Annotated in this window: 16 protein-coding genes and 1 other RNA gene; 6 read left to right on the top strand and 11 right to left on the bottom strand. The window is 65.5% G+C overall.

Annotated elements, in window-relative coordinates; genetic code table 11:
- Window positions 1–74: 74 nt before the first annotated feature.
- From BRAGE_RS0132915 to tkt, 8 genes are all read right to left on the bottom strand, one after another.
- Window positions 75–866 (bottom strand): inositol monophosphatase family protein, encoded by a 792-nt coding sequence (locus tag BRAGE_RS0132915; RefSeq protein WP_027561130.1) that lies wholly within the window; start codon window positions 864–866, stop codon window positions 75–77.
- Window positions 867–963: 97 nt separating this feature from the next.
- Window positions 964–2,046: a tetratricopeptide repeat protein gene (locus BRAGE_RS0132910; protein ID WP_027561129.1), complete on the bottom strand. Its 1,083-nt coding sequence runs from the start codon at window positions 2,044–2,046 to the stop codon at window positions 964–966.
- A gap of 8 nt (window positions 2,047–2,054) precedes the next feature.
- Complete coding sequence (locus BRAGE_RS0132905; protein WP_027561128.1) at window positions 2,055–2,729, bottom strand: thiamine phosphate synthase; 675 nt, start codon at window positions 2,727–2,729, stop codon at window positions 2,055–2,057.
- 3 nt (window positions 2,730–2,732) lie between these two features.
- Window positions 2,733–3,758, bottom strand: a complete 1,026-nt coding sequence (locus BRAGE_RS0132900) for a class I fructose-bisphosphate aldolase (protein ID WP_027561127.1) — start codon at window positions 3,756–3,758, stop codon at window positions 2,733–2,735.
- Between the two features lie 321 nt (window positions 3,759–4,079).
- On the bottom strand, window positions 4,080–5,147 hold the full coding sequence (gene fba, locus BRAGE_RS0132895; protein ID WP_027561126.1) for a class II fructose-bisphosphate aldolase: 1,068 nt from the start codon (window positions 5,145–5,147) through the stop codon (window positions 4,080–4,082).
- Between the two features lie 56 nt (window positions 5,148–5,203).
- Entirely contained in the window at window positions 5,204–6,400 is a 1,197-nt protein-coding gene (locus BRAGE_RS0132890) for a phosphoglycerate kinase (protein ID WP_027561125.1), read from the bottom strand.
- A 143-nt stretch (window positions 6,401–6,543) separates the two neighbouring features.
- Entirely contained in the window at window positions 6,544–7,551 is a 1,008-nt protein-coding gene (gene gap, locus BRAGE_RS0132885; protein WP_027561124.1) for a type I glyceraldehyde-3-phosphate dehydrogenase, read from the bottom strand.
- Between the two features lie 170 nt (window positions 7,552–7,721).
- Window positions 7,722–9,716 (bottom strand): transketolase, encoded by a 1,995-nt coding sequence (gene tkt, locus BRAGE_RS0132880; RefSeq protein WP_283808089.1) that lies wholly within the window; start codon window positions 9,714–9,716, stop codon window positions 7,722–7,724.
- A gap of 393 nt (window positions 9,717–10,109) precedes the next feature.
- Between tkt and BRAGE_RS0132875 the strand changes: the two genes are divergently transcribed.
- From BRAGE_RS0132875 to BRAGE_RS0132860, 5 genes are all read left to right on the top strand, one after another.
- Window positions 10,110–10,430, top strand: a complete 321-nt coding sequence (locus BRAGE_RS0132875) for a DUF4164 domain-containing protein (RefSeq protein ID WP_014439722.1) — start codon at window positions 10,110–10,112, stop codon at window positions 10,428–10,430.
- On the top strand, window positions 10,427–10,810 hold the full coding sequence (locus BRAGE_RS0132870; protein ID WP_027553871.1) for a cell division protein ZapA: 384 nt from the start codon (window positions 10,427–10,429) through the stop codon (window positions 10,808–10,810). The genes BRAGE_RS0132875 and BRAGE_RS0132870 overlap by 4 nt, the downstream gene beginning before the upstream one ends.
- A 133-nt stretch (window positions 10,811–10,943) precedes the next feature.
- Window positions 10,944–11,104, top strand: a non-coding RNA gene (ssrS, locus tag BRAGE_RS52235) — 6S RNA.
- Window positions 11,105–11,334: 230 nt separating this feature from the next.
- Window positions 11,335–11,931, top strand: coding sequence for a 5-formyltetrahydrofolate cyclo-ligase (locus tag BRAGE_RS0132865; RefSeq protein WP_027561122.1), 597 nt, complete (start codon window positions 11,335–11,337; stop codon window positions 11,929–11,931).
- A complete protein-coding gene (locus tag BRAGE_RS0132860; RefSeq protein ID WP_027561121.1) occupies window positions 11,909–12,733 on the top strand; it encodes a TIGR00282 family metallophosphoesterase in 825 nt (274 codons plus the stop codon). The genes BRAGE_RS0132865 and BRAGE_RS0132860 overlap by 23 nt, the downstream gene beginning before the upstream one ends.
- 230 nt (window positions 12,734–12,963) lie before the next feature.
- Here BRAGE_RS0132860 and BRAGE_RS0132855 read toward each other — a convergent pair whose 3' ends face one another.
- Complete coding sequence (locus BRAGE_RS0132855) at window positions 12,964–14,031, bottom strand: CobW family GTP-binding protein (RefSeq protein WP_051378224.1); 1,068 nt, start codon at window positions 14,029–14,031, stop codon at window positions 12,964–12,966.
- Between the two features lie 121 nt (window positions 14,032–14,152).
- Here BRAGE_RS0132855 and BRAGE_RS0132850 point away from each other — a divergent pair, with 121 nt between their 5' ends.
- Entirely contained in the window at window positions 14,153–15,250 is a 1,098-nt protein-coding gene (locus BRAGE_RS0132850; RefSeq protein ID WP_027561119.1) for a cyclase family protein, read from the top strand.
- Window positions 15,251–15,504: 254 nt separating this feature from the next.
- Here the strand turns inward: BRAGE_RS0132850 and BRAGE_RS0132845 are convergent, their stop codons facing one another.
- Both BRAGE_RS0132845 and BRAGE_RS0132840 read right to left on the bottom strand, forming a co-directional pair.
- On the bottom strand, window positions 15,505–16,848 hold the full coding sequence (locus BRAGE_RS0132845; RefSeq protein ID WP_027561118.1) for a c-type cytochrome: 1,344 nt from the start codon (window positions 16,846–16,848) through the stop codon (window positions 15,505–15,507).
- Entirely contained in the window at window positions 16,845–19,010 is a 2,166-nt protein-coding gene (locus tag BRAGE_RS0132840; RefSeq protein ID WP_028146461.1) for a xanthine dehydrogenase family protein molybdopterin-binding subunit, read from the bottom strand. Before BRAGE_RS0132840 ends, BRAGE_RS0132845 begins: the two co-directional genes overlap by 4 nt.
- Window positions 19,011–19,017 lie beyond the last annotated feature (7 nt).

Raw genomic sequence — 19,017 nt, 5'->3', positions numbered from 1 at the left:
CGAACGACTCTGGAATACTGGATCACCCGCTTTCGCGGGTGATGACGGCGGAGTGTGAAGCGCGAGCTGTCGCCTTAGGCCGGCTTCCGCAATATCTTCACCAGCTCGCCGTGCACGAACTCGTTGCCGCACACCACGTGGCCGGTCAGCAGGGGATCGTCGTTGCCCTGGACGCCAGACACCGTGCCACCCGCTTCGCGCACCATCAGCATGCCGGCGGCGATGTCCCAGGATTGCAAATTGCGCTCCCAATAGCCGTCGAGGCGGCCGGCGGCGACGAAGGCCAAATCGAGCGAGGCGGCGCCGAAGCGGCGCAGGCCCGCGACGCGGTCCTGGATCGCAGTCATCTCGCGGCGGAATTCCTCGTGGTCGCCGCGGCCGATATGGGGCAGGCCGCAGGCCACCACGCATTCGTTGAGCTGGCGGCGGCCGGCGACGCGCAGGCGCTGGTCGTTGAGGAAGGCGCCCTTGCCGCGCTCGGCGATGTAGAGCTCGTCATTGGCGGGATTGTAGATCACGCCGGCGATGACCATGCCCTCGCGGGCGAGGCCGATCGAGATCGCGAATTGCGGAATGCCGTGGAGGAAGTTGGTGGTGCCGTCCAAGGGGTCGACGATCCAGGTGTGGCTCTTGTCGGTGCCCTCGCGGGTGCCGCCTTCCTCGCCGATGAAGCCGTAGCCGGGCCGCGCCTTGGCGAGGTCCTGGTAGAGGATCTCCTCGGCGCGCTTGTCGGCGAGCGAGACAAAATTGGCCGGCCCCTTCAGCGAGACCTGCAAATGCTCGATCTCGCCGAGATCGCGCTTGAGGCTACGGCCAGCGCGGCGCGCGGCCTTGACCATGACGTTGATAGTTGCGGAATACAGCATGGGCTCTGGGTCTTGTCGGGGGAAAGGGCGCGAAAGCACGCCTGTTTGAGCGATTGGGTGCCCTGCGGGGGCCCTCAGGTCAAGTCATTGCGTCAGGTCATTTGGTCCCGAGCCATTTCTTGGCGGCGGCCTCGGCCTTGGCCCGGTCCTCGGCCGGCAGGTCGGAGAGCTGCTTGTCGAGATCCGGATCGCCCTTGCCGCTGGTCTTCGCCACCAGATGCCATTTGAAGCCCTCGATCTTGTCCACGGGCACGCCCATGCCGTTGATCAGCACCCAGGCCAGGCGATTCTGCGCGATCGCGCTGCCCTGGCGGGAGGCCTTGCGAAGCAACGCGACAGCCGCCGGCTGGTTCTTCGGCGTGCCGGTGCCGTTGAACATGGCGATGGCATATTCGACCTCGGCATCGACATTGTCGGCGAGCGAGGCGGCCTGGAGCAGGCGCACTGCGCGCTCGGGGTCCTTCGGGACCCCGGTGCCTTCCTTGTAGAAGGTCGCGAGCGCATATTGCGCCTCGGGCAGGCCGGCATCCGCGGCCTGGCGCAAGAGCTCGGCGGAACGCTTGACGTCCTGCGGCAGGGTCTGGCTGTCGAGATACAGCAAAGAGAGGTTGTAGGCCGCCTTGGGCTCGCCGAGCTTGGCGGCGGAGGCCATCAGCTTCACCGCCTCGCCCTTGTCGACCGGGCCGCCGCGGCCGGAAATGCGCATCATGGCGAGCGCGAACATCGCTTCGCGGTCGCCGGCGTCCGCAGCGCGCTTGTACCATTCGACCGCCTTGGCGTAGTCGCGGCGGATGCCCATCGCGTTGGAATAGAGCTCGCCGAGCATGGTCATCGCCTTGGGATCGCCGGTCGCGGCGCGCGCGGTGGCGAGATCGAACGCGGTCTTGTACTGGCCGCGCTGATAGGCGCCGAACACCAGATCGACACCGGGCGTGTCGCTGGGCGGCGCGGGAATCACGGTTGCGGGCAGCGCCGGTTTTGGCGAGGCGGCCGGCTTGGGAGAGGCCGACGGTTTCGGCGCCGGAGCGGCCTCCTTCTTCTTGGCGGCGGGAGGCGGTTTGGGCTTCTGCTTTTCGGCGGGCGGGCTGGGGACCGTCGCCGGTGGCGTGATCTGGAGCTGTGCGGCCGCGGGCACTGTCAACAGCAGCGTGGCCAGGATGGTGATGCACGGGAGCTTCATGTCGGGTGCTAACCGTGCTCCTCACCCGCAGGCGCGGTGGCATGGGCCTTCTTGATCGCAGCATCGGCCTCGATCAGCGCAGCCTTCGGCCCGCGCGGATCGGCCCAGATGAACTCGCCGACCAGCACGAAATCGGCGCCGCTGGCGGCGAAGTCGTAGGCCTCTTGCAGCGAGGTCGCAAAGCCGACGCAGGGCGGCTCGAACAGCTCGGCCCACCAGTCGAGCCGCTCGGCGATCGCCTGCGACGACGGCCGCTGTCCCTTCGCGTCGGGCTCGCCGAACAGCAGGTAGTCGGCACCCATCTCGCCCGCATCCATGGAATGGTGCCGCGTCGTCAGCCCGCCGACGCCGGCGATGCGATCGGGCTTGAGCGATGGCAGCGCCTCCTTCAGCGCGGCGATGCCGGGCAGGTGTGCGCCGTCGGCGCCGCCACGTGCGACGAGCTCAGGATGGCCGTCGACCAGCAGCGCGGCGCCCGCCTTTTGCACCGGCGGCGCGAGCGCCTTGATGCGCGTGATCATGCTGCGCTGGTCGGTCTCCTTCAGGCGCAGCAGCACGGCGGCGACATCGGCGGAGGCGAGCAGGCCCGGCAGCTCGGCGACAAGCGCAGCGGGATCATCGACAACGGGCGTCGCGAGATAGAGACGCGGCGCCGGGCGCGGCGGAGGCGATTTGTTCGACAAGATCTAGGCCGCTTTCTTTTCCAGGCTGCTTTGCCATTCGCCCTTGGAGGCGAGACCGTTCATGCGCGCGCGATGGCTGAACGCGCTCTGTCCGGCCGCGACATTCTCGGCCTTGCCCGACCAGGCCTTCTGCGGCGCGGCCTGCAGCGCGCGGCCGTAGGAGAAGGTCAGGCCCCAGGGCAGCGGGCCGAGCTTGTGCATGGCGTTGAGATGCGCGGTTGCCTCCTCGTCGGACTGGCCGCCGGAGAGGAAGGCGATGCCGGGCACCGCGGCGGGCACGCACGCCTTGAGCATTCGGATCGTCTTCTCCGCGACCTCCTCGACGGAGGCCTGCTTTGCGCATTTCTTGCCCGAGATCGCCATGTTCGGCTTCAGCACCATGCCTTCGAGCGCGACGCGCTGCACGCGCAATTCCTGGAAGGTCTTGTTGAGCACGCGGCTCGTCACCTCATAGCAGCGCTCGATGTCGTGATCGCCGTCCATCAGCACCTCGGGCTCGACGATCGGCACGATCTGCGCGGCCTGGCACAGCGCGGCATAGCGCGCCAGCGCATGGGCATTGACGCTGATCGCGGTCATCGAGGGAATGCCGCTGCCGATGTCGATCACCGCGCGCCATTTGGCAAAGCGCGCGCCGCGCTCGTAATATTTCTTCAAGCGCTCGGCGAGCTTGTCGAGCCCGATGGTGACGAGCTCGCCCGGGCACATCGGCAAGGCTTGCGTACCCTCGTCGACCTTGATGCCGGGAATGGCGCCGCTCTGTTCGATCAGCTTGACCAGGGGCGTACCGTCCTTCGCATCCTGCCAGATCGTCTCGTCATAGAGGATCACGCCGGAGATGTACTGGCTCATGGCGTCCTTCGACCGGAACAGCATCTCGCGATAGTCGCGGCGGTTGGTTTCGGTCGATTCCACGCCGATCGCGTCAAAACGCTTCTTGATGGTGCCGGAGGATTCGTCGGCGGCAAGGATGCCCTTGCCCGGGGCGACCATGGCGGTCGCGATCCTGTTGAGCTCAGTCAGATTCATCGAGAGGTCCTCCCAAAACGATTCTGCCCTTGCCCGTGAAAATAGACCGTTCTCGGGCAATTGCCGAGTTAACGTTGGTCGCAGGGTAAAGGGGGGATCGGCTTGGGGTCAGCGCTGGGCCGGCCGGGCGGCTCTTTACCTCGCCCCGCTTGCGGGGAGAGGTCGGATCACATCGCAGATGTGATCCGGGTGAGGGGGTATCGGTCTATCGAAAGGGCACAATTCGCGGCGAGAGCCCCTCACCCCAACCCTCTCCCCGCGAAGAGCGGGGAGAGGGGGAGGATAGAGCGGGCGCGCCGCGGCTCACGCCACCGCGATCGCTTACGCCACCTTCGGGTCCAGCTCGCCCTTGGCGTAGCGCTTGGCCATTTCGGCCGTGGTCAGGACCTTCTTGATCTTGGAGGCCTGGCCCGCGGTGTTGAACTCCTGGAGCCGCTGCTTACACAGCTTGGTCATGGCTTCCATCGCCGGCTTCAGGTACTTGCGCGGGTCGAACTCTTCCGGGTTGTCCTTGAGCACTTTCCGGATCTGGCCGGTCATGGCCATGCGGTTGTCGGTGTCGATGTTGATCTTGCGCACGCCGTTCTTGATGCCGCGCTGGATCTCGGCAACTGGCACGCCCCAGGTCGGCTTCATCTTGCCGCCATAGGCGTTGATGATGTCCTGGAGGTCCTGCGGCACCGAGGAGGAGCCGTGCATGACCAAGTGCGTGTTCGGCAGCTTGCGGTGGATCTCCTCGATCACGTTCATGGCGAGGATGTCGCCGTCGGGCTTGCGGGTGAACTTGTAGGCACCGTGCGAGGTGCCCATCGCGATCGCGAGCGCGTCGACCCTGGTCTCCTGGACGAACTTCACGGCCTCGTCCGGATTGGTCAGGAGCTGGTCATGGCTGAGCTTGCCCTCGGCGCCGTGGCCGTCTTCCTTGTCGCCCATGCCGGTCTCCAGCGAGCCGAGCACGCCGAGCTCACCCTCGACCGAGATGCCGCCGAGATGGGCCATGTCGGTCACGGTCTTGGTGACGCCGACATTGTAGCCCCAGTCGCCGGGGGTCTTGCCGTCGGCCTTGAGCGAGCCGTCCATCATCACCGAGGTGAAGCCGGCCTGGATCGCGGTCATGCAGGTCGCGGGCTCGTTGCCGTGGTCGAGATGCACGCAGACCGGGATGTGCGGATAGATCTCGGTCACCGCGTCCATCATGTGCTTGAGCATGACGTCGTTGGCGTAGGAGCGCGCACCGCGCGAGGCCTGGATGATGACGGGCGCGTCGACCTGGTTGGCGGCGTCCATGATCGCCAGCGCCTGCTCCATGTTGTTGATGTTGAAGGCCGGTACGCCGTAATCGTTCTCAGCCGCATGGTCGAGCAATTGACGCAACGTGATCCGAGCCATCTGTCTTTCTCTCCGTTTGGGCCTAAAGGGGGCCGCTTCTTGCTTGCCGTTCTAAATTACTTGGTGCGCAGAACTTCGACGCCGGGCAGGGGCTTGCCTTCCATCCATTCAAGGAACGCGCCACCGGCGGTCGAGACATAGGTGAAATCACCGGCCACATGGGCCTGGTTGAGCGCGGCAACCGTATCGCCGCCGCCCGCGATCGAGATCAGCTTCTTGGCCTTGGTGCGCTCGGCCGCGTGCTTGGCGGCCGCGACCGTGCCGCGGTCGAACGGCTGCATCTCGAAGGCCCCGAGCGGTCCGTTCCAGACCAGCGTTGCCGCGTCGTCGATCGCGGCATGGACGCGCGCGACCGATTGCGGGCCGACGTCGAGGATCATGCCGTCGGCCGGGATCGCGTCGAGGCCGTAGGCATGCGAGGGCGCATTGGCGGCGAAATGATAGGCGACGGTGGCGTCGACCGGCAGGATAATGGCGCAATTGGCGGCTTCCGCCTTCTCCATGATGCGCAGCGCGGTCGGTGCGAGATCCTTCTCGGCCAGCGACTTGCCGACCGCGACGCCCTGGGCGTGCAGGAAGGTGTTGGCCATGCCGCCGCCGATCACCAGCGCGTCGACCTTGGTGACGAGGTTTTCGAGCAGGTCGATCTTGGTCGAGACCTTGGCGCCGCCGATGATGGCGATAACAGGCTTGGTCGGCGAGCCCAGCGCCTTCCCCAGCGCATCGAGCTCGGCCTGCATGGTGCGGCCGGCATAGGCCGGCAGCTTGTGGCCGAGGCCTTCGGTCGAGGCATGGGCGCGGTGCGCGGCCGAGAACGCGTCACTGACCCAGATGTCGCCGAGCTTTGCGAGCTCAGCGACGAAGGCCGGATCGTTCTTTTCCTCTTCCTTGTGGAAGCGGGTGTTTTCGAGACACAGGATGTCACCATCATTCAAGGCCGCCACAGCCTTGGCCGCGGGCTCGCCGATGCAATCGTCGGCGAACGCAACGGGCTTCTTCACGACCTTCGACAGCGCTTCCGCGACGGGCTTGAGCGACTCTTTGGGATCGCGTCCCTTGGGCCGGCCGAAATGCGCGAGCAGGATGACCTTGCCGCCCTTGTCGGAAAGCTCCGTGATGGTCGGCGCGACGCGCTCGAGCCGGGTCGCGTCGGTGACGCGCCCGTTGTCCATGGGCACGTTGAGATCGACGCGCAGCAGCACGCGCTTGCCCTTCACATCGACGTCGTCGAGGGTGCGGAATTTGTTCGCCATCGGACACTCTCTCTTGTCCCGGGCGCTACTAGCGGCACGAAGTGTCGCTGTGCAGAACCGGGACCTACGCGGGGAGATGGGTCCCGGCTCTGCGGAGCAGCGCAAGCGCGCTGCACCGCGTCCGGGACACGAGACCTACGTTCTTAGATCACCTTCGCCATCGCGACGGCGGTGTCCGCCATGCGGTTGGAGAAGCCCCACTCGTTGTCGTACCAGGACATCACGCGCACCAGCGTGCCGTTCTGCACCTTGGTCTGGTCCTCGTGGAAGGTCGAGGAGTGCGGGTCGTGGTTGAAGTCGATCGAGACGTTCGGCGCATTGGTGTAGCCGAGGATGCCCTTGAGCTGCTGCTCGCTGGCGCGCTTCATCGCCGCGTTGATTTCCTTGGCGTCGGTGGCGCGCTTGGCGACGATCTTGAGGTCGACGACCGAGACGTTCGGGGTCGGCACGCGGATCGCGACGCCGTCGAGCTTGCCCTTCAGCTCGGGCAGCACCAGGCCGATCGCCTTGGCGGCGCCGGTCGAGGTCGGGATCATCGACATCGCAGCCGCACGGCCGCGGTAGAGATCCTTGTGCAGCGTGTCCAGCGTCGGCTGGTCGCCGGTGTAGGCGTGGATCGTGGTCATGAAGCCGGTCTCGATGCCGACGAGATCGTTCAGAACCTTGGCGACCGGCGCGAGGCAGTTGGTGGTGCAGGAGCCGTTCGAGACGACCAGGTGATCCTTGGTCAGGGTCTCGTGGTTGACGCCGTAGACGATAGTGGCGTCGGCGCCGTCGGCGGGGGCGGAGACCAGCACGCGCTTGGCGCCGGCGGTCAGATGCGCGGAGGCCTTGTCCTTCGCGGTGAAGATGCCGGTGCACTCCAGCGCGATGTCGACGCCGAGATCCTTCCAGGGCAGCTTCGAGGGATCGCGCTCGGCGGTCACCTTGATCTTGTTGGCGCCGAGGCTGATCGAGTCACCATCGACGGTGACGGTGCCGGGGAAGCGACCATGGACGCTGTCGAAGCGGAGGAGATGGGCGTTGGTCTCGACCGGACCGAGATCGTTGATGCCGACGACCTCGATGTCCTTGCGGCCGGACTCTGCGATAGCCCGCAGCACGTTGCGGCCGATGCGGCCAAAACCGTTAATTCCGACGCGGACTGCCATGTTTCGTCTCCTTCAATGACCGTTCAGTGACGGCTGTTCAATAACCCCATCGTCCCGCACAACGCGCTTGGCGCGCCTGCGAGGTTTTTTAGACGGAACGCCCGGTTCGGCCGGGCGGTGCTTGATCATATGAGGAGTGTCGTAGTCCTTTTTTTTGGCAAGCTCAACTCTTAGGAAACGCGCTTCAGCACAGCGTTAACCGCAGCCTCGGCGGTAATGCCGAAATGCTTGAAAAGGTCCTTCGCCGGGCCGCTTTCGCCGAAGGAATGCATGCCGACGAATTCACCATCCTGGCCGATCACGGCATCCCAGCCCCAGCGCACGGCGGCCTCGATCGCGACCTTCACCGGCGCGTTGCCGATGATCTCGGCGCGCTTGGCCTCTGGTTGCGCTAACAACAGCTCGAGCGAGGGCACCGAGACCACCCGTGACGCGATGCCGCGCTCGGCGAGCTGCTTCTGGGCGGCAACCGCGATCTCGACCTCGGAGCCGGAGGCGAACAGCGTCGCCTTGGCTTCGCCTTGCGCTGCGACCAGCTCGTAGGCGCCGGCGGCGCAAGGGCTGTCGTTCGGCGCGGTGGTGCGGAGCTGCGGCAGGTTCTGCCGCGTCAGCGCCAGCACGGTCGGGCCGTCGATGCGGTTCAGCGCGAGCTCCCAGCACTCGGCGACCTCGATGGCATCGCAGGGGCGGAACACGCGCATGTTGGGAATGGCGCGAAGCGCGGCGAGGTGCTCGACCGGCTGGTGGGTCGGGCCGTCTTCGCCGAGACCGATGGAGTCATGCGTCATCACGTAGACGACGCCGGCGCCCATCAGTGCGGCGAGGCGCATCGCGGGCCGCGCATAATCGGTGAACACCAGGAAGGTCGCACCGTTCGGCGCGAAGCCGCCATGCAGGAAGATGCCGTTCATCGCCGCGCACATGCCGTGCTCGCGGATGCCGTAATGGATGAAGCGGCCCTTCGGCGTCTTGGCGGAGAAGGCGGTCGCCGATTTCGCCTTGTTGTTGTTGGAGCCGGTGAGATCGGCCGAGCCGGCGAGGAATTCCATCGGCATAGCGCCGGCAATCACCTCGATCACGGCTTCCGAGGATTTGCGGGTCGCCGCCGTCATCGGCTTTTCCAAGAGCTCCTTCTTGTACGCGCGCACCGCCTTGGCGAGCGAAGCCGGCCGCTCATGGCGCAGGCGGCGCTCGAACTCGGCGCGCTTGCGGCTGCCGAGCTCAGCGAGCCGTGCTTCCCATTCCTGCCGGGCCGCAGCACCGCGGCTGCCGGCTGCGCGCCAAGCCTTCAGCACGTCATCCGGCACGGAGAACGGCTCGAGCGAGATGCCGAGATTTTCCTTGGCGGCCTTGAGCTCGTCGGCGCCGAGCGCCTCGCCATGCGCCTTCGACGTGCCGGCCTTGTGCGGGGCGCCGAAACCGATGGTGGTGCGGCAGGCGATCAGTGTCGGCTTGTTCGACTTCTTCGCGCGCGTGATGGCGTCGGTGATGGCGGCCTGATCCTGGCCGTCGATCTTCTCGGCGGCCCAGCCCGCCGACTTGAAGCGCTTCACCTGGTCGACGGAATCGGCGATCGAGGTCGGGCCGTCGATCGAGATGCCGTTGTCGTCGTAGAGCACGATCAGCTTGCCGAGCTTCCAGTGCCCGGCCATCGCGATCGCTTCCTGCGACACGCCTTCCATCAGGTCGCCGTCGGAGGCGAGCACATAAGTGTGATGGTCGACGATCTTCTTGCCGAACTCGGCGGCCAGCATCTTCTCGGCGAGCGCCATGCCGACCGCGGTCGAGATGCCCTGGCCGAGCGGGCCGGTGGTGGTCTCGATGCCGTTGGTGCGGAAATTCTCGGGGTGTCCGGGCGTCAGCGAATCGACCTGACGGAACTGCTTGATCTGGTCCAGCGTCATTTCGGAATTGCCGGTGAGATGCAGCAGCGAATAAAGCAGCATCGAGCCGTGGCCGGCCGAGAGCACGAAGCGGTCGCGATCGGGCCAGCTAGGCGCGGCCGCGTCGTATTTCAGGAACTGCGTGAACAGCACGGTTGCGATGTCGGCGGCACCCATGGGCAGGCCGGGATGGCCCGATTTCGCCTTCTCGACAGCGTCCATCGAAAGGCCGCGGATCGCGTTGGCCATACGGGTGTGGTCGACCTGCGTCATGTCTGAAATCCGTCTGGAATGAGGCGCTTGGCGGTGTACGCCCGCGCGGGAAGGGGGCCTCGCGGCCGCGTAAGGTCGGGGCTGGGATAGCACCTCAGTTCCGGAAGTCCAAGGCAATCAAACGCCGGTTTGGCCGCAAAAGTTGCGTCATACAGGCTCTGGACCCGAAGGGCCGGGTTAGCGAAAAGTGGCGGCCCGGTCTTGCTTGCGGCAAAGGCGGGGCGTGTGCGCGGGGGATCATGCTCGCAAGATCGGTGCATAGTTTCGCGGCGGCGTTGCGCTTGGCTAGCTTGCCACGTAAATTTCTGCTTCTAACCGCTTGCCGAACCGAGTCTTTTGCCGGACGGCAAGCTCCAGGGAAAGGCCACTGGGTAAAGGCCGCCAGGTTCCGCCGCTGACTGCATGAACGATCGCGTTTCCAACAGCTCTGCCATGACGGAGTCCTCGGCCGTCGAGATCGAGATCGCGACTCGCAGGCTGACGGCGGCGCTCGACGCGCTCGAAAGCGCGGTGGAGCGGCGGCGCGATGCCGATCGCGACGAGAACGAGTTGGCTGCGCGCATCCAGGCGCTCGGCGCCGATCGCTCGCGGCTTGCCGACGAGCTCGATGGAGCTTTGGTGAAGGCGCGCAAGCTCGAGCGCACCAATCGCGAGATCTCCGACCGGCTGGATTCCGCGATCGTCACGATACGCTCGGTGCTCGATACCGGAGAGGACGGATGAGCCACATCAACGTCACCATCAACGGCCGGCAATACCGCATGGCCTGCGAGGAAGGCCAGGAGGTGCGGCTGCTCAAGCTCGCCGAGAGCCTGGAGACGCGCATCCAGTCGCTGCGCGGAAAGTTCGGCGAGATCGGCGATGCGCGCCTCACCGTGATGGCGGCGCTCACCGCCTGCGACGAGCTGGTCGATGCCGGCAACCGCATCCGCACCATGGAGCAGGAGCTGAACGAGCTCCGGGATTTCCGCAATGCCGCCGTCGAGCGCGCGAGGATGACGCAGACCGCGGTGGTCAACGCGCTGAACGCCGCCGCCGAGCGAATCGAGAAATCGACCCAGGTCCTGAACCGCACCGTCGGCGGCGGCATCGCGATCGGGTAGGGCCTGCTGCCACGCAGGCACTGCGCTCCCTCCCCCGCTTGCGGGGGAGGGAGCGCACCGGTGAACTTGGCAAGCAAGTGGGTAGCCACTCGCCGGGCTGGCGATTCGTCAACATCGTTGTTACATTGTCCCGGCGAGGCTGCGACGTGCGTCAGGAGCCATATATCCCCGGGGCCTTATCGATCCTTTAGGGAACTGTCCCTGGCCGGGCCCGTGGGCTCGGGCATATGGTGCCCACCTACTTTCGTAGGGAACTCCGGGATCGAGTGCTTCAACGGCGTCCGCGGCCTCGCACTGTTTCTTCCTTCTGGTTCGTGCCTGTCGAATTTGCGTCCCCGACACGCTTGCGGTTCAATTGAGGCTCGGTGTCATGCCCCGCCTGGTGCGCAATTGCGCACGGGGACCGGGGCATCCAGGACGCCGCGGCGTCGAGGTCTGTGCACTGGCGTTTCTGGAATACTGGATCGTTCGCATTCGCGGACGATGACGGCGGAGCAAGACTTCGCCATCGGGGGAAAACGCGCATGTCCAACTCCAAAGCCGAACTCCGCGCCAAGGCCCTCGCCAAGCGCGACGCGCTGAGCGAGAAGAAGCGCATCGCTGCCGCCGCAAAGCTCGCCAAGCGCGGGCTGCCGTTCGACCTCTTGCCCGGCAGCATCGTCTCCGGCTATTCGCCGATCCGCAGCGAGATCGATCCGATGCCGCTCCTGAAGAAGCTCGCGGAGCAGGGCGCAAAGCTGGCGCTGCCCTGCGTTACCACGCGCGGCAAGGCGCTGATCTTCCGCCTCTTCCATCCGAACGACCGCCTGATGCTCGGCCCGCTCGGCATTCCCGAGCCGTCGCCGGCAGCGGCCGAAGTGATCCCCGACATCATGCTGACGCCGCTTGCGGCGTTCGACCGCCTCGGCCATCGCATCGGCTATGGTGCGGGGCATTACGATTTCACCTTCGCGCATTTGCGCAAGGCCAAGCACATCGTCGGTATCGGGCTTGCTTTTGCAGCGCAGGAGATCGAGGCGGTTCCGGCACTATCCCACGACGTGGCGCTGGATTATGTGCTAACGGAATCGGACGTGTTCGATTTCCGGAGTTCTGAAGTTGCGCATTCTCTTCGTGGGTGATGTCGTCGGCCGTAGCGGGCGCGAGGCCGTCGCCGAATACCTGCCCGGCATGGTCAAGGACTGGTCGCTCGATTTCGTCGTCGTCAACGGCGAGAATTCGGCCGGCGGCTTCGGCATCACGGAAGCGATCTACCGGGAGCTCGTCGAGGCCGGCGCCGACGCGGTGACGCTCGGCAACCATTCCTGGGACCAGCGCGAGGCGCTGGTGTTCATCGAGCGCGCCGACCGCTTGGTGCGTCCCGCCAACTATCCGCGCGGCACGCCCGGCCGCGGCGCCGCTCTGGTCGAGACCAAGAACGGCAAGCATGCGCTGGTCGTCAACGCGCTCGGCCGCGTCTTCATGACCCCGTTCGACGATCCCTTTGCCGCGCTCGAGCGCGAGCTCGGCGCCTGCCCGCTCGGCGTTGCCGCCGACGCCATCGTCGTCGATTTCCATTGCGAGGCGACCAGCGAGAAGCAGGGCATCGGCTTCTTCTGCGACGGCCGCGCCAGCCTCGTCGTCGGCACGCACACGCATGTGCCGACCGCCGATCATCAGATCCTCTCCGGCGGCACCGCCTACATGACCGATGCCGGCATGACCGGCGATTACGATTCCATCATCGGCATGCAGAAGGAAGAACCGCTGCGGAGATTCACATCGGGAATCCCGTCAGGCCGCTTCGAGCCAGCCGCAGGTGTCGCGACGCTCAGCGGCGTTGCGGTCGAGACGGATGACGCGACGGGCCTGGCGCTCAAGATCGCGCCGGTGCGTGTTGGTGGAAGGCTGGAGCCGGCAACGCCAAAATTCTGGTTGAGCTGAAGAACGAAGCTACACCCTCGTGTCGTCCCCGCGAACGCGGGGACCCATAACCCCAGGGAGTAGTTGTGATGCGAGACTGGTCACTACGAATCTTCGCCAAACCACTCCCTGTGGGTATGGGTCCCGGATCGGCGCGCGCCTGAGGGCGCGCTTGTCCGGGACGACAGTTGAGATTGACGCACGCAACTGCGCATCAATTGCGTCGTCTGTTCCCTTGGCGCCGCCGAGCCTCATGCCGCCGCGCGGACCGCCTGCCACAGCTCCAGCACGTCCGATCGCGAGATGCCGCGCGTGATGAAGACGATGCGCGAGCGGCGATCGCTGTCGGGCCAGGCGGCCAGCGCCACCGGCGGGTGGAAGACGTGATGCACGCCGTGGATCACGACCGGCGCAGCCTCGCCGTGAAGATTGAGAATCCCCTTCACCCGCAAGAGGTCAGCGCCACGCGCGTTGCGCAAATGCGCGAGCCAGTGCGTCACCGTTATCCAGTCGAGCGGCTCGTCGAACGCGAGCATGAAACTGGTGATGGATGCGTCGTGATCGTGATGATCGTGGTCATGATGCGCGTGACGATCGTGATGCGAATGACCGGCATGCGCGTGCGGCTCGGCGAAGGCGTGCTCATTGAGCCAGCGCGCAACGTCGATCCTTTTCTTCTCGGGATCGATCAGGCCCGCACCGAATAGCTGGGCCGGATCGATCTCGCCATGATCGACGGTTTCGATCCTCGCGCCGGGATTGAGCTGGCGGAGACGCAGCTCCAACAAGCCGACATCGTCGACCAGATCGCGCTTGGTGATCAACAGCCGGTCCGCCAGCGCGACCTGCTTCACCGCCTCATACTGGCGGTCGAGCTGATGCGATGCGTTGACCGCATCGACCGTGGTCACGATCGTGTCGAGCCGCAGGAAGTGCGAGACGAGCGGGTTGTTGAGCAGCAGCTGCACGATCGGCGCGGGATCGGCGAGCCCGGTGGTCTCGACCAGGATGCGGCGGAACGGCGGAATCTCGCCGCGGTCACGCTTGACCAGGAGGTCCCGCAGCGTCTGTTCCAGATCGCTGCGGATGGTGCAGCAGATGCAGCCGCTTGCGAGCACGGCAACTTCGCCATCGACGCGCTCGACCAGGAGATGGTCGAGACTGACCTCGCCATACTCGTTGATGATGACGGCGCTGTCCTTCATGTCGTCGCGGCGCAGCAGGCGATTGAGCAGCGTGGTCTTGCCGCTGCCGAGAAAGCCGGTGATCAGCGACACCGGGAGTCGCTGCGCCGATTTGTCGGTTTCGAACAGGCCCATGGGAAGCTCTCCCGCCATCGGTCTTATTTTTGTCGCTGGACAACAGCGTAATGGAGGAGGAGGGTAGCCGGAAACAATTTGAGAGTCAGATTTTGTTCTGACCACAACCTGGGAGGGTGCAATGTCTAATGAGATCAACAACGTAGATCAAGACGACAGCGGCTCCACGACCGATCGGCGGACCCTGCTCCGCACCGCGGGCATCGCCGGCGTCGCAGGAGCCGCCCTCGCCGGCTCGATGCACGGCAAGTTCTCGCTTGCACCGATCAGCCAAGCCCAGGCGCAGACCGCGACCTCCATGCCCAAGGGCACCGACAAGCCGTGGTGGCCGTCGAAATGGGGCAAGGACGACGAGTCCGGCGCATCAAATCACATCACGCCCGAAAAGGTCCTCGATGCCGCGAAATGGATCAAGGACGGCAAGATCTACAAGATCGGTCGCGTCTACGAAGGCGGCATGCCGCTGTTCGGTCCGCGTGCGTTCACGCTGCGCATTCCCGGCAGCCCGACCGGCGGCCCGTTCGGCGACAACAAGATGGTCTATCACGACGAATTCCTGACCACGGAGATCGGCCAGACCGGTACCCAATTCGATGGCCTCGGCCATATCGGGATCCAGTTGGGCAAGGACGGCGACAAGAACGAGATGCGGTTCTACAATGGTTTCACCGCAACCGAGATCAGCGACGCCTACGGTTTGAAGAAGCTCGGTGTCGAGAAGCTCAAGCCGCTGTTCACCCGCGCGCATCTGGTCGACATGGTCGCGCTGAAGGGCGGGATGATGGACGTCGGCCAGGAGATCACCGCGGCCGACATCAAGGCCGCGCTGGCCAAGCAGAACATTCCCGAGAGCGACATCAAGCCGGGCGATGCCATCATGTTCCACACCGGCTGGGGCTCGCTGTGGATGAAGAACAACGACCGCTTCAACAGCGGCGAGCCGGGCATCGGCATGGATGCGGCGAGGTGGGTGATCGAGAAGGATCTCGCGCTCACCGGCGCCGACACCTGGGCGGTGGAGGTGGTGCCCAATCCCGACAAGTCGCTCGCTTTCGTGGTCCATTCCGAGCTGCAGACCAAGCACGGCATCCACAACCACGAGAACCTCTTCTTCGACGATCTGATCGCCGACAAGAAGTACCAGTTCGTCTATTGCTTCGCGCCGGCCCCGATCAAGGGCGCCACGGGCAGCAACGGCTGCCCGATTGCGCTTACGTGAGGGGATGGATCGGCGCGGGCAGATGAAGCGTCCGCGCCGATGTTTTGGGTAGGGTGAAAGCGGCGCGACAGCCTCAGCGTCGTCCCTGCGAAAGCAGGGACCCATAACCCCAGGGAGTAGTGATTGCGCGAAGCCGGTCACTCCGAGTCTTCGCAAAACTATTGCTGCGGCGTATGGGTCCCGGATCTTCGCTGCGCTCGTCCGGGACGACGGCGGAGATTGACGCGCGATCGCGCATCAATCTCGCCATCACGCTACTCCGCCGTCTGCTCCCGCAGCTCCGCCACATCCTTCGCCGTCAGCTTCGAGCCCTTCGTCCCGAACCGCGCGGTGACGTAATTCGCGACTGCTGCGATCTCGTCGTCGGTATACGCGCTTCCGAACGCGGGCATCGACAGCGCACCGTCAGGCGTGTGGCGCTTGGTGCCCGAGATCACGATCTGTGCGACGTTGGTGGCGGCGGGGTCGTTGACGGCCCAGGTGCCGGTGAGTGTCGCCATCGGCGAGACCGGGCTGTCGCCGCTCCAGCCGTGACAGCTGGCGCAGGCGCTGGCAAACACCTTCTTGCCGCGCGCATCTGCAGTCACGCCTTCCTTGTGCGAGGCGGGCGCGACTGGCGCTGTGGTGGCGGGCAGGTCGGGCGAGGGCTGCGGCGGCACGCTGCGCAAATAGGCAACGATGCTGCTGATGTCTTCGGGCGCGAACTGGCTGAAGCTGTGGTCGACCGCTTCGCCCATCGGGCCCGACGCCGAGCCGTGGCCCGGCGCGTGGCCGAGCGACAGATAGGAGATCAGATCCTGGTCGCTCCAGTTGCCGAGACCCGTCGCCTTGTCGGAAGAGATGTTGAAGGCGCGCCAGCCCGCTGTGATCGCGCCGGCGAACTTCTTGCGGTTATCCAGCGCGAAGCCGAGATTGCGCGGCGTGTGGCACTCACCGCAATGCGCCAGCGCCTCGGCGAGATACGCGCCTCTGTTCCATTCCGGGCTTTTCGAAGTATCGGGCGTGAAGCGCGTGTCCGGATTGAACACGGCCGACCAGACAATCATCGCCCAGCGCTGGTTGAACGGGAACGACAGCGTGTTCTCGGGCGCCTTGGCGCGCACCGCAGGCAGGCTGAACAGATAGGCCTTCACCGCCAGCACGTCCTCGTCGGTCATGAACGTGTAAGACGTGTACGGCATCGCCGGATAGAGCCGGGCGCCGTCACGGCGCTGGCCGTGCTGGACCGCGTTCAGAAAGTCCTGGTCGCTGTAATTGCCGATGCCGGTGTCCTTGTCCGGCGTGATGTTGGTTGAATAGAGCGTGCCGAACGGCAGCTTGAAGGCGAGGCCGCCGGAATAGTCCTTCTCGCCCGGCTTGGTGTGGCAGACCATGCAATCGGCGGCCTTGGCGAGATATTCGCCGCGCTCGACCAGGCTCGCTTTCTCCAGCTTGGCCGGCACGCCGGTCGGCTTGCCGGCGCGGTAATCCGCCGGCGCCACCTTGGTGCCGCCGGCAAAGTCGAGCGGGCCGGGCCTGCGGATGAGGAAGACGCCGAGTCCTGCTACGACGACGGCGATGACGACGAGGCTTCCGAGGATACGCATCTTGCCGCTCATGCCTTCTTCCCCGCAGCCAGCAGTTTCCGATCGATGGGCAGGCGCCGTAGCGCCACGCCGGTTGCAGCGTAAATCGCGTTGCGCAGCGCCGGAGGTCCGGCATTGACGCCGGCCTCGCCGATGCCGCCCGGCGCCTCGCCGCTTTTCACGACGGTGACATCGATCTTCGGCGTCTCCTTGATGCGCATCATGCGGTAGTCGTGGAAATTCGACTGCTGCACGCGGCCCTTGTCGATGGTGATCTCGCCATAGAGCGCGGCGGTGAGGCCGAAGATCAGGCCACCCTCGATCTGCGCCTTCACCGTATCGGGGTTGACCGCGATGCCGGTGTCGACCACCGAGGTGACGCGGCGGAGCACGATCTCGCCGAAGTCGTCGATCTCCGCTTCGACCACGGACGCGATGAAGCTTGCGAATGACGGCTGCACGCAGACGCCGCGGCCAACGCGCGGCGGCAGCGGCTGACCCCAGCCGGATTTCTCGGCGACCTGGTTCAGCACCGCGAGCATGCGCGGGTTCTTCGTCAGCATGGATTTGCGGAACTCGATCGGGTCCTTGCCCGCCTTGCGCGCGAGCTCGTCCATCGCGCATTCGACCGCGAACACGTTGTTGTTCGGGCCGACGCCGCGCCAGAAGCCGGTCGGCACCGACAGCGGCTCGGCGCGGACATATTCGACGTGGAAGTTGGCGAAGTCGTATGGCGCGTCCACCGCCGCGTCGATCGCGTCGATGTCGATGCCCTTCTGGAACGCCGGCGGCAGCCAGCGCGCCAGCACCGCGGAGCCGGCGACCTTGTATTTCCACCCCGCAATCTTGCCGTCGACCAGCGATGCCGTGATCTGGTCGCGATAGACCGGACGATAGACGTCGTGCTGGATGTCCTCCTCGCGGGTCCATATCACCTTCACGGGATAGTCGACCTGCTTTGCAATTTTCACCGCCGCGACCACCATGTCCGGCTCGAGCTTGCGGCCAAAGCCGCCGCCGAGCAGATGCTGGTTGACGATCACCTTGTCGACCGGAACACCGGCGGCCTTCGCCGCCTCCGACTGCACGCGCGTCATGATCTGCGTGCCGGTCCAGATCTCGCAGGCATCCGGCCTGACGTGGACGGTGGCGTTGATCGGCTCCATCGACGCATGTGCCAGGAACGGCAGCTCGTAGGCCGCCTCGAACCTGTCGCCGCTGGCGAGCGCCCTGCCGATGTCGCCGGTGGATTTTGCGACGGCACCATCCTTCTCGCTGGCCTTGCGCAGGTCGTCCCAGACGTCCTTGGTGGTGATTTTCGCGTTCGGGCCTTCGTTCCACTCGATCTTGAGCGCTTCGAGACCTTTCTTGGCCGCCCACATGTGATCGCCGATGACGCCGACGGCGTCGTCGAGCACGACGACCTTGCGCACGCCGGCGACTTTCATCGCTGCACTGTCATCGACCTTGCCGACCTTGCCGCCGAACACAGGGCAATTGGCGATTGCGGCGATCTTCATGCCGGGCAGGATCGCGTCGATGCCGTAGAGCGCCTTGCCGTTGACCTTGTCAGGCGTGTCGAGCCGCTTCAGCGGCTGGCCGATGAGGACAAAATCCTTGGGATCCTTGATCGCGACGTCCTTCGGCGGTGTCTGGCCCTGGGCGGCGAGCGCCAGTTCGCCGTAGCCGAGCTTGCGGCCGCTTGCGGCATGCGCGACCTCGCCCTTCGACGCGGTGCAGCTTGCAGCGTCGACGCCCCACTGGGTGGCTGCGGCCTGCACAAGCATGGCGCGGGCGGTGGCGCCGGCCTTGCGCAGCGGCAGCCACCAGGCGCGGATCGAGTTGGAATTGCCGGTGACCTGCAGTCCGAAGGTCGGGTTGCCGTAGAGCTTGTCGTTGGGCGGGGCGTGCTGCACCTCGACCTTGCTCCAGTCGGCATCCAGCTCTTCGGCGATCACGGCCGAGATCGACGTGTAGGTGCCCTGTCCCATCTCGACCTGCGGCATCATCAGCACGGTGCGGCCGGTCTCGTCGATGCGGATGAAGGCGTTGGGCGCGAATTTGCCGTCCGTCACATCGCGTTGCACCGGCTCCTTGCCGGCGGCGCGCAGCGGCAGATGGAAGGCGAGCAGGAAGCCGGTGGCGAGGCCGCCGGTCAGGAGTGAGCGGCGGGAGACGCTATTGTGTGCATTCATGGCGGAC

This window comes from Bradyrhizobium genosp. SA-4 str. CB756 (genome assembly GCF_000473125.1).
GTDB classification, from domain to species: domain Bacteria; phylum Pseudomonadota; class Alphaproteobacteria; order Rhizobiales; family Xanthobacteraceae; genus Bradyrhizobium; species Bradyrhizobium arachidis.
Note: the sequence above shows the minus strand (reverse complement) of the source record. Positions and strands in the feature narration are given on the sequence as shown.

Excerpts from the sequence above, each read along its gene's own strand:
- BRAGE_RS0132865 (WP_027561122.1), top strand. The coding sequence starts at position 11,335 with ATGTCCAACTCCAAAGCCGAACTCCGCGCCAAGGCCCTCGCCAAGCGC.
- BRAGE_RS0132890 (WP_027561125.1), bottom strand. The coding sequence starts at position 6,400 with ATGGCGAACAAATTCCGCACCCTCGACGACGTCGATGTGAAGGGCAAG.
- fba (WP_027561126.1), bottom strand. The coding sequence starts at position 5,147 with ATGGCTCGGATCACGTTGCGTCAATTGCTCGACCATGCGGCTGAGAAC.
- BRAGE_RS0132910 (WP_027561129.1), bottom strand. The coding sequence starts at position 2,046 with ATGAAGCTCCCGTGCATCACCATCCTGGCCACGCTGCTGTTGACAGTG.
- BRAGE_RS0132855 (WP_051378224.1), bottom strand. The coding sequence starts at position 14,031 with ATGGGCCTGTTCGAAACCGACAAATCGGCGCAGCGACTCCCGGTGTCG.
- BRAGE_RS0132900 (WP_027561127.1), bottom strand. The coding sequence starts at position 3,758 with ATGAATCTGACTGAGCTCAACAGGATCGCGACCGCCATGGTCGCCCCG.
- BRAGE_RS0132850 (WP_027561119.1), top strand. The coding sequence starts at position 14,153 with ATGTCTAATGAGATCAACAACGTAGATCAAGACGACAGCGGCTCCACG.
- BRAGE_RS0132840 (WP_028146461.1), bottom strand. The coding sequence starts at position 19,010 with ATGAATGCACACAATAGCGTCTCCCGCCGCTCACTCCTGACCGGCGGC.
- BRAGE_RS0132915 (WP_027561130.1), bottom strand. The coding sequence starts at position 866 with ATGCTGTATTCCGCAACTATCAACGTCATGGTCAAGGCCGCGCGCCGC.
- BRAGE_RS0132875 (WP_014439722.1), top strand. The coding sequence starts at position 10,110 with ATGAACGATCGCGTTTCCAACAGCTCTGCCATGACGGAGTCCTCGGCC.
- BRAGE_RS0132870 (WP_027553871.1), top strand. The coding sequence starts at position 10,427 with ATGAGCCACATCAACGTCACCATCAACGGCCGGCAATACCGCATGGCC.
- gap (WP_027561124.1), bottom strand. The coding sequence starts at position 7,551 with ATGGCAGTCCGCGTCGGAATTAACGGTTTTGGCCGCATCGGCCGCAAC.
- BRAGE_RS0132845 (WP_027561118.1), bottom strand. The coding sequence starts at position 16,848 with ATGAGCGGCAAGATGCGTATCCTCGGAAGCCTCGTCGTCATCGCCGTC.